This window comes from Paludisphaera sp. (genome assembly GCF_037189885.1).
GTDB lineage: Bacteria > Planctomycetota > Planctomycetia > Isosphaerales > Isosphaeraceae > Paludisphaera.
In genome coordinates this window covers 63,877-77,994 of record NZ_JBBCIR010000058.1, presented here as the reverse complement: position 1 = coordinate 77,994, position 14,118 = coordinate 63,877, and the positions used below count along the sequence as shown (strand labels likewise).

At 71.1% G+C, this 14,118-nt stretch carries 9 protein-coding genes; 5 read left to right on the top strand and 4 right to left on the bottom strand.

All coding sequences use genetic code 11. The features are described from left to right. Positions 1-4 precede the first annotated feature (4 nt). The 4 genes from WG209_RS16940 (at position 5) to WG209_RS16925 (ending at position 5,553) form a co-directional block, all read left to right on the top strand. The gene (locus WG209_RS16940) at positions 5-895 is read left to right on the top strand and encodes an ABC transporter permease (RefSeq protein ID WP_337176258.1); all 891 of its coding nucleotides are present in this window, start codon (positions 5-7) and stop codon (positions 893-895) included. A 56-nt stretch (positions 896-951) separates the two neighbouring features. Beyond that, on the top strand, positions 952-2,235 hold the full coding sequence (locus tag WG209_RS16935; RefSeq protein WP_337176257.1) for an ABC transporter ATP-binding protein: 1,284 nt from the start codon (positions 952-954) through the stop codon (positions 2,233-2,235). A 686-nt stretch (positions 2,236-2,921) separates the two neighbouring features. Then, complete coding sequence (gene rfaE2 / locus WG209_RS16930; protein ID WP_337176256.1) at positions 2,922-4,331, top strand: D-glycero-beta-D-manno-heptose 1-phosphate adenylyltransferase; 1,410 nt, start codon at positions 2,922-2,924, stop codon at positions 4,329-4,331. 538 nt (positions 4,332-4,869) lie between these two features. Beyond that, a complete protein-coding gene (locus tag WG209_RS16925; protein ID WP_337176255.1) occupies positions 4,870-5,553 on the top strand; it encodes a sugar transferase in 684 nt (227 codons plus the stop codon). 134 nt (positions 5,554-5,687) lie between these two features. On the opposite strand, the gene WG209_RS16920 is transcribed toward WG209_RS16925, so the two are convergent. The 3 genes from WG209_RS16920 to WG209_RS16910 all read right to left on the bottom strand — a co-directional run bounded on the left by WG209_RS16920 (position 5,688) and on the right by WG209_RS16910 (position 8,079). Next, the gene (locus WG209_RS16920; RefSeq protein ID WP_337176254.1) at positions 5,688-7,205 is read right to left on the bottom strand and encodes an FHA domain-containing protein; all 1,518 of its coding nucleotides are present in this window, start codon (positions 7,203-7,205) and stop codon (positions 5,688-5,690) included. A gap of 310 nt (positions 7,206-7,515) precedes the next feature. Next, positions 7,516-7,710 carry a hypothetical protein gene (locus WG209_RS16915; RefSeq protein WP_337176253.1) on the bottom strand — a complete coding sequence of 65 codons (195 nt, stop codon included), beginning with the start codon at positions 7,708-7,710 and terminating at the stop codon, positions 7,516-7,518. Between the two features lie 63 nt (positions 7,711-7,773). Further along, positions 7,774-8,079 carry an H-X9-DG-CTERM domain-containing protein gene (locus WG209_RS16910; RefSeq protein WP_337176252.1) on the bottom strand — a complete coding sequence of 102 codons (306 nt, stop codon included), beginning with the start codon at positions 8,077-8,079 and terminating at the stop codon, positions 7,774-7,776. A 455-nt stretch (positions 8,080-8,534) separates the two neighbouring features. Between WG209_RS16910 and rfbA the strand changes: the two genes are divergently transcribed. Next, positions 8,535-9,425: a glucose-1-phosphate thymidylyltransferase RfbA gene (gene rfbA / locus WG209_RS16905; protein WP_337176251.1), complete on the top strand. Its 891-nt coding sequence runs from the start codon at positions 8,535-8,537 to the stop codon at positions 9,423-9,425. 52 nt (positions 9,426-9,477) lie between these two features. Here rfbA and WG209_RS16900 read toward each other — a convergent pair whose 3' ends face one another. Then, positions 9,478-13,899, bottom strand: coding sequence for a tetratricopeptide repeat protein (locus tag WG209_RS16900; protein WP_337176250.1), 4,422 nt, complete (start codon positions 13,897-13,899; stop codon positions 9,478-9,480). Positions 13,900-14,118: the final 219 nt, after the last annotated feature.

Sequence of the window (14,118 nt, the reverse complement as noted above, 5' to 3'; positions counted from 1 at the left end):
GCCCATGATCGAGCCCGAAGCGACGCTGGCCGCGCCGGCCCACCGGCGGGACGCCCCCCACGCCCCAGCCGACCCCGCTCTCGAGGTGGTCATCCGGCCCACCCCGGGCTGGCGCGCGGTGAACTGGGCGGAGATGTACGAGTTCCGCGAGCTGCTCGGCTACCTGGTGTGGCGCGACGTCGCGGCCCGGTACAAGCAGTCGGTGCTGGGGCCCGCCTGGGCGCTGCTCCAGCCGATGATCATGGTCGTGATCTTCACCTTCGTCTCGCGCTTCCTCAGCATCCCGATGCCGGACGGCCTGCCGGCCCCGGTGGTGATCTTCGCGGCGCTGATCCCCTGGACGATGTTCGCGCAGGGGATGCCGGCGGCGGCCGGGAGCCTGGTGGCCTCGATCAACATGGTGACCAAGGTCTACTTCCCGCGGCTGTTCCTCCCCTTCGCCGCGGCGGCGGTGTTCCTCGTCGACGGCATCCTGACGCTGCCGGTCTTCGGCCTGCTGCTGGCGTACTATGGGGTGGCGCCGAGCTGGACGATCGTGTTCCTGCCGGTCTTCTACCTGCTGACCCTGATCGCGGCCCTGGGGATCGGCGTGGCCCTGGCGGCCCTGACGGCCTTCTACCGCGACTTCAAGCACATCGTGCCGTTCCTGGTCCAGATCATGATGTACGTCACGCCGGTCTTCTACACCATCGAGCCGACCATCCCGGCCCGCTGGCGGCCGGTCCTGGCGCTGAACCCGATGTTCGGCATCACCGACGGCTTCCGGGCGACGGCCCTCGGGCTGCCGATGCCCTGGGTCTCGCTCCTGATCTCCACGGCGTCCGCGCTGGCCATCTTCACGGCCGCCCTCTTCTACTTCCGGCGCTCCGAGCGGCTCTTCGCGGACCACGTCTGATCCCCACCGCGTGACCCGCCTCGACGACCCGCGAACCCCCGACGGCACCGACCACCATGACCCGACCGATCATCAGCGTCGAGAAGCTCAGCAAGCGTTACGTCCTGGCGGGCGAGAAGCAGGGCATCAAGAGCTTCACGCTCAGCAGCGCAATCGCCGACCGCCTGGCCGCGCTGCGCGGCCGGCTGGCCGGCGGCGGCCCGTCGAGCCGGCCGACCGAGTTCTGGGCCCTGCGCGACGTCGACATGGAGGTGGAGCGCGGCAAGGTCGTCGGGCTGATCGGCCGCAACGGCGCCGGCAAGTCGACGATGCTCAAGGTGATGAGCCGGATCGTCGAGCCGACCTCCGGGTCGGTGAGGCTCCGGGGCCGCGTCGCCTCGCTGCTGGAGGTCGGGACCGGGTTCCATGTGGAGCTGTCGGGCCGCGAGAACATCTTCCTCAACGGCGCCATCCTGGGCATGAAGCGGGCCGAGATCCGCCGCAAGTTCGACGAGATCGTCGCCTTCGCCGAGGTCGGCCCCTTCCTCGACACCCCGGTGAAGCGGTACTCCTCCGGCATGTTCGTCCGGCTGGCGTTCTCCGTCGCCGCCCACCTTGAGCCCGACATCCTGATCGTCGACGAGGTGCTGGCGGTCGGCGACTATTCCTTCCAGAAGAAGTGCCTCGGCAAGATGCGCGACGTCGCCTCGGGCGACGGGCGGACCGTCCTGTTCGTCAGCCACAACATGGGGGCCCTCGGCCAGCTCTGCGACGAGGGCGTTTGGCTCGACAGGGGACAGGTGGCGGTGCGCGGGCCCATCGACCAGGTCCTGCGGGCCTACATGAAGAATGATTCCGAGGGAGCCGCGTCGGCCGCCCAGTTCGAGATCGACCCGGCGAAGGCCCACCAGTTCCTCAAGGTGGAGCTGCTCCACGAGGACGGCTCGCGGGCCAGCGACTTCGCCGGCGACGAGCCGATCCGCGTCCGGATGGAGTACCTCGTCCAGCGCGAGGTCCTGGGCTGCCACCCCCAGTTCCTGGTCCACAACACGGAAGGGCTGCGGGTGATCCTCTCCGACGTCCGCGAGGTCAACCACCACCTCGTCGACGACCTCGTCCCCGGCCGCTACGTGTTCGAGGCGGTGATCCCCCCCGACATCCTGGCCGCGAACTCCTACACCTTGTCCGTCAGGACCGGGGCCCTCGCCACCGGCCAGATGGACCACCGCGAGGATTGCTGCGAGTTCACGATCAACTACCTCAACACGACCATCTCGGCCAAGGGGAGCGTCCTGAACCTGCCCCTCCCCTGGTCCCTCGATCGCCTCGCGAACGTCCCGGCCGAGGCGGCCCCCGCCTGACGAATCGGCCACGGTTGGCTTCGTTCGCGCGCCGCCGATTCCTCGGCGACGCGTTCAAGTCCTTGACGGCCAGGCGGGTTGCGCCCGATCGGGCCTGGCTTCGTTCGTCGTTTTCGAAGTGGTCTTCTCGCCCGGCGAGCGTGAAACGCACGCCCCCTCTCCCGCCGGGAAGGGTGGCCCGGAGGGCCGGGTGAGGGTCGCTGGATTGGTAGAAACAGCGACGGTTTACGGCAAGCCTCGCCGACGCTTCCTCCGCGCTCCGGCGACCCTCACCCGCCGCTGGCGCGGCCGCCCTCTCCCGGGGGGAGAGGGGACTAATTAGGATGTCTGGGCTATGCCCTCCAGAGTCCGAGGCGGCAAGGCCTGTCCATCCATGCTCACCCAAATAAGGGGGGGTGGTGGCGAGGGCATCGGGCCAGCGGCCCTTCTCTCTCGCCGCGCGCTCGGATGCCCCTTGACACCTTCGCCCTTCAACTGCTTCCGGGATGTCAAGGAACGACCGCCACGATCTCCCGGATGATCCGCGGGGGGATCGGCGGGATTTCAGGAATACCGATTTTTTTCCCGAGGCGCGGCCGCGCCGGTTTTGGCCTGGCCTCGGCGGCGGCTTCGATTAGAATGCTCCGCGCCCGCGGCAGGGATGGCCGGGGGGCGACGCTAGGCGAGGCGAGGCAAGGAGGCCGGCGATGTTCGAGAACCGCGTCCTGGTGGTCGGCGACGTGATGCTCGACCGCCACGTCCACGGCCATGTCCGGCGGATCTCCCCGGAGGCCCCCGTGCCGGTCGTCGGCCTGCTCGGCGAGGTGAGCACCCCCGGCGGCGCCGGCAACGTCGCGGCCGGGCTCGCCGCCCTGGGTTGCGACGTCGCCCTCGCCGGCCTGATCGGGCCCGACGTCGAGGGCGAGGCGCTTCGCGAGGCGTTGGCGGCCAAGGGGGTCGCCGGCCCCGGGCTCGTCGAGCGTCCCGGCCTCGCCACCGTCAGCAAGACCCGCATCCTCTCCGAGGCCCACCAGCAGCTCCTGCGACTCGACCGCGACGGCGACCGCGCCGCCTACGCCGCGTTCGAGGACGACCTCCTCGCCCACGCCCTGCCGATGGTCGGCGACGCCTCGGCCGTCGTCCTGGCCGACTACGAGAAGGGGGTCATCACCCCGAAGGTCGCCCGCGCGGTCATCGCCGAATGCCGGCGCCTGGGCGTCCCCTGCGTGGTCGACCCCAAGAAGGTCGACTTCTCCCCCTACGCCGGCGCCACGGTCGTCACCCCGAACCAGCTGGAGGCCGAGCGCACCGCCGGCCGCCCCCTGCCCGACGACGACGAGGCCGGCCGCGCCGCCGAGGAACTCCTCTCGGCGCTGGGGACCGACGCCATGCTCATTACGAGGGGCCCCCAGGGGATGACCCTGGCGCTGCCCGGGGCCGTCCACCACGTCCCGTCGCGGACCCGCGACGTGGCCGACGTCACCGGCGCGGGGGATACCGTGGTCGCCGTGATGGCCGCCTGCCTCGGCGACGGCTGGCCGGTCCTCGACGCCTGCCGGCTGGCCAACACCGCCGCCGGCATCGCCGTGGGGAGGCCGGGGGCCTACGTCGTCCAGGCCGGCGAGCTTCGCGCCGCCTGGGGGGGGCTGTCTCCCAAGATCCTCGACGCCGACGCCGCCGCGCGGCTGCTGGCCGAGGCCCGCCGCCGCGGCCGCCGGGTCGTCTTCACCAACGGCTGCTTCGACATCCTCCACGCCGGCCACCTGTCTTGCCTGGAGGGGGCCAAGCGACTCGGCGACATCCTGGTCGTCGGCCTCAACTCCGACGCCTCGGTCCGGGAGCTGAAGGGGCCGTCCCGCCCCGTCATCCGCCAGGACGACCGCGCCGGGCTCCTCGCCGGGCTCGCCTGCGTCGACGTCGTCGTCGTCTTCGACGACCCCACGCCCATCGCCCTGATCGAGGCCTTCGAGCCCGACGTGCTCGCCAAGGGGGGCGACTACGCGATCGAGGACATCGTCGGCGCCGACCTCGTCATGGCCAGGGGGGGCCGGGTCGTGGCGATCCCCCTCGTCCCCGGCCGGAGCACGACCTCGATCCTCGAACGCCGGGCGGGCTGATCCGCCCGCCGCGCCGCGAGCCGACGCGCGACCGATCTCGAGGACGCGCGTCCATTTATCGCAACGACCCTTTACTAGGGGACGGGCCGAGCCCATGATGGCGACGTGAACGGAAGATCGGGCCCGGAATCCGTAAGTTCCTCGGGCCGCCTCGCGACGCCGACCCTCCCGATTCAAGGAACGACCCGCCCCGCGCCGCCCGAGACCGCCGCCCTTGAAAGCATGCTCACGTTGACTTGAGGCAACACCACGACGGCTGGCTTAGCGATTTGGCAACATTTGCACGCCGCGCGCTGATTGACGTGGCGGGATGCGCTCGTTAGACTACGTCGACACGTTCGCCGCGAGGTGAACGAAGCGGTTGGCAGCCTGTTTTGTGTCGTCAACTTTTACACAATTACTTAGACCTCCCACACCCCGGCAACGCTGGAATCTAGGATTGAATCGGCGAGGCCGCTTCACCGGAGAGTCCGCAACGATGAACGCCGAGCCGCATTCGTCGCCGACGTCTCTTCCTGGGGAGTTTCACGAGATCGAAATGACGCCCAAGACGGATGAATTCCCCCTGCTGGCCCTGCGGGCCGGCGCCTCGGCCCACGCCGAGGTCGTGAAGTCGAGCCTCAAGCGGGCCATGGACTTCAGCGGCGCCCTGGTCGGGCTGCTGGTCCTGATGCCGGTGATGCTGGCGGTCGCCGTGCTGATCCGTTTCGACTCGCCGGGCCCCATCTTCTTCCGCCAGCTCCGTCGCGGGTATCGGGGAAGGCTGTTCTGGGTCGTCAAGTTCCGGACGATGCGGGTCGGCGCCGAGGCCCAGCTCAAGGACCTCGAGGACAAGAACGAAGCCGGCGGCAACGTCCTCTTCAAGATCAAGAACGACCCGCGCGTCACCCCCCTGGGCCGCTTCCTGAGGAAGTCGAGCCTGGACGAGCTGCCGCAGTTGATCAACATCCTGCGCGGCGAGATGAGCATCGTCGGCCCCCGGCCGCTCCAGCTCCGCGACAGCGACCTGCTGCTGGCCGAGGATCCCGAGGGCTACCGCCACCGCCTCCAGGTCATGCCCGGCCTCACCGGCCCGTGGCAGGCGGGCGGGCGTAGCGACGTCGGCAGCGACCGCATGGTCGAGATGGACGTCGAGTACGCGAACAACTGGACCATCCTGGGCGACATCGCCATCATCCTGCGGACGATCGTGGTCGTGCTCAAGGGCCGCGGCGCCTGCTGAAATCGAATCGCGGCCGTCGCCACCGCGACGGCCCGCCAGGATGTCCTCGACATCGAATCGGCCCCCGGCCCCCCTCGGCCTCGGGGCCGATTTCATTTCGAATCGAATCGAGGCCGCTTCTTCGCCCGACGGGTTCAGGACGAGCCGGGGAGGAGCTTGAGGATCTTCCGCCAGCGCGATTCCCGCTCCTCCTGCAAGGCGCCGATGCGCTGATTGAGCCAGAGCATCACGTCGGCCTCGTTCGCCGCCGGCGAGGGTCGTTCCACGCGCGGTCGCGGCCTGGCGCCGGGGCGGGCCGGGCCGCGCGTCTCGGCGTCGGCCGCCGGCGCGACGCTCGGGGCGGGGACCTCCTTCGCGGCATCGGCCCGCGCGCCCGCGTTGTTCGCCTCGGGGTCCGGCGACCTCGACGGGGGCGGCGGCATGGGCGACGGCCTGGGCCGGGGATCCGGCGAGGGCGGCGGCGTGACGGGGGAGACGGGAGGGGCGACCGCTGGTGTCGGCGCCGCGGTCGCGGCCCCGGACGCCCGCGCCTCCTCGCGCTCCTTGGCGTAGGAGGCCAGCTCGGCCTTCAGATCCTGCACCTCCCTGGTGACCTCGCGCAGCTGGTCCAGCTCCTGACGGATCAGATCCATCTGCTCGCGCTGGAGCGAGCCGAACATCTCGACGAGCATCCCCATGGCGCTCTGGAACTGGTCCATCATCTGCTGCTGCATCAGCCCGAACTGATTCATCAGCGGGACCAGCACGGCGACGGGGTCGGAGGCCGCCCCGGAGATTTCGGCGGGTAGGACGGAGACCGTCGGGACGGCCAGGCCCCGGCCGCGGCCGGGATCGTCCTCGCGGACCAGGGGGAGGATGTCGCCGTGCCCGGGCTCGGGCGCGAGGGCCAGGGCGAGCGAGCGGCCCTCGGCCGCGGGGGCCGACGGCCGGAGATCGGCCGGGACGGCCGCGGACGCCGTCGCGGAGTCTCGGCTCCGGATGCGGACCTTGTAGCGGCCGACTTCCAGGACGTCTCCCTCCGCGAGGAGGGCGAAGCGGACGGCCGCGTTGTTGACCTCGACGCCCCCCAGCAGGTCGACGACCCAGAGGCCGGCGGCGGTCCGGACCAGGCTGCAATGGAACGGCGAGACGCTCGGGTCGGCCAGGCGGAACTTGCAGCCGGCGGCCGAGCCGATGAGCGAGACCACGCGGTTCATCGGCCAGACCGCGGACCGCGACGGCCCGTTGAGGAATTCCAGGCCGACCTCCGGCCATGCCGACGCGCCATAGGAGCGGGAGACCAGCGGCGTCGATTCCGGCGGCCGGCCCCCCTCGCCCCCCGCTCGCGGGGACGCCCCCAGCCGCAGCTCATAGGGGCCGATGCGCATCGGCTCCTCGGGGGTGAGCCAGCCGTGCTTGCGGGGCCGGTCGCCCCCCAATGTCCCCAGGCGGCTCTCAAGGTCGATCCAGAAGGCGTGGCCCTCGACGACCTGGAGGTAGGCGTGGCGACGGCTGACCAGGCGGTGTTCCAGGGGCACGTCGGCGCGAGGGTCGCGCCCGATCAGGGCGAACGGCTGGTGCAGGACCCGGACGCCGACATCGGACTCGCCCCCGGCCTCGACGACGAGTTGGAGCGGCCCCGGCAGGCGACAGGATTCCAGGAACGATTTCATGGTTTTGCGGGGGTCCTGCCGCGTCGCGAGCCGCGGCCGACGGTGGCTCGACCCAGGGAGCGATCAACCTGATCTCGTTCATGCAATTGTAACGGCTCCGCCTTTTTCCTACAAACGTAAGAAAGCGCGACCGATCGTCGTCGGCGCCGGCCGGTCTCCTTTTCGGAACCGGCCCGCGAGTCGTCATGGCGAGGGCCGAGGGGTCCGGGTCGGGCCCCTCCCCTCGCGATTCGGCGGCCGGGGCCGAGACGGCCCGGCGGATCGCGTCGAGGGGTCGCGCCGTCGCGCGGGGCGAGGGCGGCTCGGGGATTCAGGAGGACTTCTTGCCCTTCGGGGCGCCGGCGCGTTCGCGCGCCATGATGTCTTCCTGCTGCTTCTTGGCGGCCTCGAAGTCCGCGTCGGAGACCGGCGGCGGCGGGGCCTCGCCGCAACCGGGCGAGGAGACGGCGAACCCGATGATCAACGCGAGGCCGAGGCTGGCGCTGGCGATCTTCTTCGAAACCAAGGGAATCCCTCCGGTGATGGGTCGGATTCCGGGCCCCGCCGAGGCGAGGCCCGGGGGCGGTCGTCAGAAGCTGTCGGCCGAGACGACCTCGCCGCCGAGGCGCGTGCCGAGCCCCATCGAAACGTCGCGATTGATCGAATCCTTGATGGCGCGGACGCTGCCGTCGGCCATCGCGGCGTTGACCACGCCCGGGTTGTGGGAGGAGGCGATCTTGATGATGAACCCCCACGAGACGTCGTCCATGCTGGCGCGGATCTTGTTCGGGGTCTGGATCGTGTTGAACCACGTCCGCCAGACGCTCCCCTCGCACCAGAGGCGTAGGTGTTGTAGCCGTCGCTGGAGGTGTCGCCGTAGGTCTCCGACGGACACAAGACGAGATAAAACGGCATGGTGGAGAGGGGCGGGAGCGTGGCGGCCTCCCCCGGCGGATGACCCCCGGGCGAGGCCGCGTGACCTCAGTGGTATCAGGCCGTCCACCCCCCGTCAAGGACCATCCGACGCCCGCCCCGGGCCCCGTCGCGCGGCCTGAAAACCGGGTAAAACCCCGATCCGAACAAATTCGTGGATGAACTCCGTCCGATCCGTCCGAGGGCCGAGCGCGCCCGAAAAACGCCCCGATTCGGCGGGATCCGACGGCGGCCCGCGGGAGGCCGGCTTGACCCCGAGGCCGGGCCGCGAAGGGCTCGCGGGCCGCGCCGGGCCGTCGCGAGAGGCCGGGCCCGTCGGGCCGCGTTTGAGTTCCGGGGGCCGACGCGTTAGTCTACCGGCGGGCCGACGTCGGGAAGCGTCGCGCGGGGTCTCGCGGGAAAGGACATCGACCGAACATGAAGCGCAAGGGAATCATCCTCGCCGGGGGCTCCGGGACGCGGCTCTACCCGATCACCCGGGCCGTCAGCAAGCAATTGCTGCCGATCTACGACAAGCCCATGATCTACTACCCGCTATCGACGCTAATGATGGCGGGCATACGCGAGATCCTCCTCATCTCCACGCCCGACGACATCGGCGGCTTCCGGCGGCTGCTGGGCGACGGGTCGCAGCTGGGGCTGGCGATCGAGTACGCGGTGCAGCCGCACCCCGGCGGGCTCGCCCAGGCGTTCCTCATCGGCCGCGACTTCGTGGGCGACGGCGACGCGGCGCTGATCCTGGGCGACAACATCTTCCACGGCCAGGGCTTCCAGCCCATGCTCCGCCGCGCGGGGGCGTGCGAGTCCGGGGCCACGGTCTTCGCCTACCCGGTGAAGGATCCCGAGCGCTACGGCGTCGTCGAGTTCGACCGGGAGGGCCGGGCGCTTTCGATCGAGGAGAAGCCGGCGAAGCCCAAGTCGCACTTCGCGGTCACGGGGCTGTACTTCTACGACAACCGCGTGCTGGACATCGCGGCCGAGCTGAAGCCCTCGCCGCGCGGGGAGCTGGAGATCACGGACGTCAACCGGATCTACCTGGAGCGCGGCGAGCTGCGGGTGGAGCTGTTCACGCGGGGGTTCGCCTGGCTGGACACGGGGACGATCGAGTCGCTGATCCAGGCGGCGAACTACGTCGAGACGATCGAGGCGCGGCAGGGGTTCAAGATCGCCTGCGTGGAGGAGGTGGCGTACCGCCAGGGGTTCATCACGGCCGAGCAGGTGGAGCGGCTGGCGTCCGCGCTGCGCAACGACTACGGCCGCTACCTGCTGGACCTGATCCGAGACGAGCCGAATCCCGTCGCCGGCTGAGGGCGCGTCGGCCGGCGGCGACCCGTCGAGGGGCCGCCGCCGGCGCGTGGCGTCATTTGAGGGCCTTCTCCACCTGGGCGAGCGTGGGCCGCTCCAGGGGGTGAATGTCGGACTCCTTCAGGCCGCCGTCGCGGGCCTTGGCGAGGTTGCGGCGGGCGGCCTCCTGGTCCCCGGCGGCGAGGTAGGCCCGCGCCAGGTGGAAGTACCGCGACGGGCTGGAGTCGATGGCGATGACGTCCTCCAGATCCTTGATGGCGCGGGGGAAGTCGCCGTTGGTGATGTAGACGACGGCCCGCGTGTCGAGGAGTTCGGGGAGGGGCCCGCGGAGCTGGATGGCGCGGTTGATGAGCTTCAGGGGGTCGGCCCCCTTGTCCCCCTGGAGGGTCATCAGCCAGGCCAGGTTGTTCAGCGGGATGACCTCGCTGGCGTCCTTGGCCAGGGCCTTGCGGTAGAGGTCCATGGCCTCGGAGTAGCGTTCCTGTCGGTCGCGGATCGTCCCCAGGGCGACGGTCAGCATCATGGCGTCCGGGTTGCGCTGCAGGGCGCGCTCGATCCAGCCGCTGACGCGGGCGATCTGCTCGGGGTCGTGGAACGTCTGCTCCGACAGCAGGATGGAGACCACGGCGGGGGTCGCCGGCTCGGGGTTGGGCGAGGCGTTCCAGATCGGCTCGCAGACGTCCAGGGCGTCCTTGATCCGGCCGCGGCGGCCGAGGAACATGGCGTATTCGAGCTGATCGTCCAGGCGGGGCGACGCGGTGGCGTTGCGCTTCAGGATGGCCTCGGCCTCGTCGAGCAGCCCGACCTTCTCGGCCAGGCCGCCGAGGGCGCGGGCCAGCTCGGGGGCGACCTGGGGCCTGTCGGCGATGGCCTTGATCGCCGCCAGGGCCTCGGCGTCCTTGCCCCGGGCCTTGTCGAGCCGGACCTGCAGCGAGAGGACGTTGAAGGCGTCGGGCTGGAAGGCCTTCAGCCGGTCGATCAGCGCCTGGGCCTCGGCCGCGTCGGCCTCGTTCGCGGGGGGCCGCATGCGGTCGATCAGCTCGGAGGCGAAGTAGGTCAGGCGGCCGACCTGCTGGGTCAGGTCGCGGGCCGACCCCGGGCGACGATCCTCGCGGACCAGCTCGCGGAGCTCGGCGCGGGCCTTGTCCCAGTCGCCGTCGGCCTTGTAGATCCGCGCCAGGAGGTAGCGGTCGTCCTCGCTGGCCCGCTGCTCGTCGACGAGCTTCTGGAGGATGGCCGCCGCCTTGTTCCGGTACGAGACGATCCGCTGGGCCGCGTAGACGCGGGCCAGGACGCGGAGATCCTCGACTTCCTCGGGGAGCTTGTCCTCGGGCTTGTCGGGCGGGGCGTAGAGGTAGAGGGCCTTGAGCGCCTGCTGGTAGTCGCCGGAGAGCTCGGCGCGGGCGATGTGGGTCAGCGCCAGGGTGCGCCGGGCCCAGGCCAGGTCGGCCGGGTCGACGGCCCGGGAGGCGTCGGTGGCCTTGAGGATCGAGCTCAGCTCGGTCTCGACGTCGTCCACCAGGTCCATGCGGAGCAGGAACTCGACGTAGGTCTTCCGGCGCGAGAAGTCGCCGGGCGCGGCGGCCTGGGCCCTGCGGTGCCAGTCCTTGGAGGTGGCGACCCACTTGTTCCTCAGGGCGTCGCGGCCGGTGGCCTTGCATCCCTGGGCGATCAGGTCGGCGCAGGCGGCCATCGTCCGCGGGGCCTTCTCGGGCCCGACGGCGCGCTCGATCTGGGCGACGGCCTGCTCGGCCTGCTCGATCTTGTTCGTGGCCACCAGGAACTCGACCAGCATGACGCGACGCTCGGGGTCGGCCGGCGCGGCGGCGATGGCCTGGCGCAGCTCGGTCTCGGCCTCGTCGAACCGCTTCTGCCAGATCAGGACCTGGGCGAGCATCGCGCGCTCGGAGAAGGCCTCGGGCCGGGCCGCGACCCGCTGGCGGATGATGGCCTCGGCGTCCTCGAAGTTCTTCTCGCCGACGACGCGCTGGAGGATCGACTTCTCGAGGCCGGAGGAATCGCCCGACTCGCCGCCGAAGGCCGGGACCCGGCTCCAGAGCTGGCTCACCTCGGAGGTCCGGCCCGATTCCAGGAGCAGCTCGGTGGCGCGGCGGACGACCTGCAACGAGTGCTGGCCCATCTCGATGGCCTGGCGGTAGAGGTCGGCCATGCGGCTCAGGCGGCGTCGGCGGTCTTCCTCGTCCGTGGCCTCGTCCAGCTCCAGCTCGTCCAGCCGGGCGGTCGACAGCGGGATGACGGACCAGTCGGGGCGTCGCGACCGCAGCTCGGCCAGGGCGGCGCGGGCCTCGCCGCGGAGCCTGGCCTTCTCGGCGGCGTCGGTCGAGTGGCTGATCCGCCAGGTGAGCAGCTCGACCTCCGCCAGGCGGGCCATGTAGCCGTCGGCCCCCTCGATGCGGCGGACGTCGGCGATCAGCGCCTCGGCCTCGGCCCGGAGCCGCTCGACGTCGGCGGCGGCGAGCTTGTCGTCATCCCCCAGCGCCAGGCCGAGGGCCTGGAGGCGGGGCCGGACGTCGTTGGGCGCCAGCTCGGCGGCGCGGGCCCAGGCCGCCTTGGCCTCGGCCTTGGCGCCCACGCCGGCCAGGCCCAGCCCGACGGCGTCCAGCACGCTGACGCGCCGATCCGTCGGCAGGGCGTCGAGGTTTTCGGAGATCGCGACCATCGCGGCGACCTGGTCGGGGCCGCCGCGGAGCATCGCGTGCTTCAGCCGGGCCATCCGGAGCTCGAGCGAGTCGCCCAGCGACTCCCGCGCCTCGTCGAGGAGCTTCGTCGCGCCCTGGAAGTCGCGGCGGGCGGCCCGCAGGTCGGCCGAGGCGACCCAGACCTGGACCGCGAGGCGGTCCTTCGGGGCCTTCGCCCGCGCCGCGTCGAGCAGCTTGACGGCCTCGTCGCGCAGGCCCTGGGCCGTCTTCACCTGGGCCGTCAGCACCACGGGGAGCGAGGACGAGGGGTCGTCGCGGGCGATCCGGGCGATCAGGTCCTCGACCTCCTTCCAGTCGCGACGCGACTGGTCCAGCCGCCCGTTCCGCGCGATCAGGAGCGCGGCCAGCGGGGGGCGGGCGGCCGGGGTCGAGTCGGCCAGCGCCCGGTATTCGGTGATCGCCCGATCGGAATCGCCCTGCGCCACCAGGCTGTTGATCCAGGCCAGGCGGGACGTTAGGTCGCCGGGCGCGTCGCGGACGGCGCTGGCCTGGTACGCCCGCTGGCGCTCGGTGTCGCCCAGGTTGCCGTAGCATTCCGCCAGCAGGCGGCTCACGCCGGCCTGCAGCTTCGCGTCCCCCGAGAGGTCGCGCGAGGCCAGCTTCTCCAGCAGGATCTTCTTGGCCTCGGACCACTCCCGGGCGTTGATCAGCGCCTGCGCCAGGTAGTAGTCGCCGTAGTGCCCCAGGCCGATCCGGCTCAGCTCCTTGGCCTCGTCGCGCAGCTCGGTCGTCGCGCCCCGCGCCGCGAGCGCGTCGGCCAGGGTGATGCGCAGGAGGATGTCGTCGGGGACTGCCTCGACGCCGGCCCGCAGCGCCTTCATGCCGCCGTCCAGGTCGCCCGAGTTGATCCTCAGCATCCCCGACGCCAGGTGGAGCCTGGGCGCCTTGGGGGCGGCATCCAGCCCCTTCGCCAGGAGCTCCTCCGCGCCCGCGAGGTCGGGAGGGGTCCGGCGCATCTTCAGCTCCGCCAGATCCAGATACGCGTCGGCCTCGGTCGGGGCCAGGCGGATCGCCTCCTGGAAGTCGGCCTCGGCGGCCGAGGTGTCCTCGCCGCGCTTCAGGAGGCGGGCCCGATAGCGGCCCCGGGTCAGGTGGGACCGGAAGTCTCCCGGCTCCTCATTCACCATCTCGTCGATCACGCGGTCGGCGTCGGCCGGGCTGTTCAGCGCCTCGCCCCGGTAGAGGTCCGCCATGCGCCGGCGGGCGTCGAACCGGTCCTTCGACTTCTTCGCCACGGCGTCCTCATAGGCCTGGAGCGCCTCTCGCGGCTGGCCCGAGGCCTGTCGCGAACGCCCGATCAGGTACGCCAGGTCGCCGTCGTTGGGCGACTTTCGCTGCAGCGTCGTCAGGTTCGCCTTCACGTCGGCGGCGAGGTTCCCCCCCCCCTGCTCCCCCATCCGGTCGACCTGCAGCTCGACCAGGCTGCGGCGCACGTCGTCGCGGCCGGGCTGCCGGCCCAGGACGTCCTGGTAGATCTGCATGGCCTGGGTCACGCGGGCCGGCGTGCGGGACCGCTCCAGCAGCACCCTGGCGAAGTTGACCTGCGCGTCGAAGTCTTCGGGGAAGACCCGGACGTGCTGGAGGTACAGCTCCTCCGCCTTCGCCAGATCCCCCGCCTTCTCGGCCTCCTCGGCCATGACCAGGTTGCTCTTGCCCATGCGCGAGACCTGGTATCTCTGCAGCGCGAAGATGGCGACGACGCCCAGCGCGAGGACCACGGCCGCGACGGCCAGGCGCCTCCAAGTCTTCGGTCCCATGTGAGCAACCTCTTCATCTGGTGCGGAACGCGGGGGGCGACGGCCGGCGGGATCCGAGGACGTCCGGTGGCGCGACGGCGGGCACATGATCAGTGTAACCGGCCGCGGCGGGGCGCGACAACGACACCCGCCATGCCCGTCCTCAACCCTAGGACCGATACGAAGCTCGTTTCGAAAAGAGACGATCCGTCCCAGCGATCTTACATCCGCGCGCCCGAA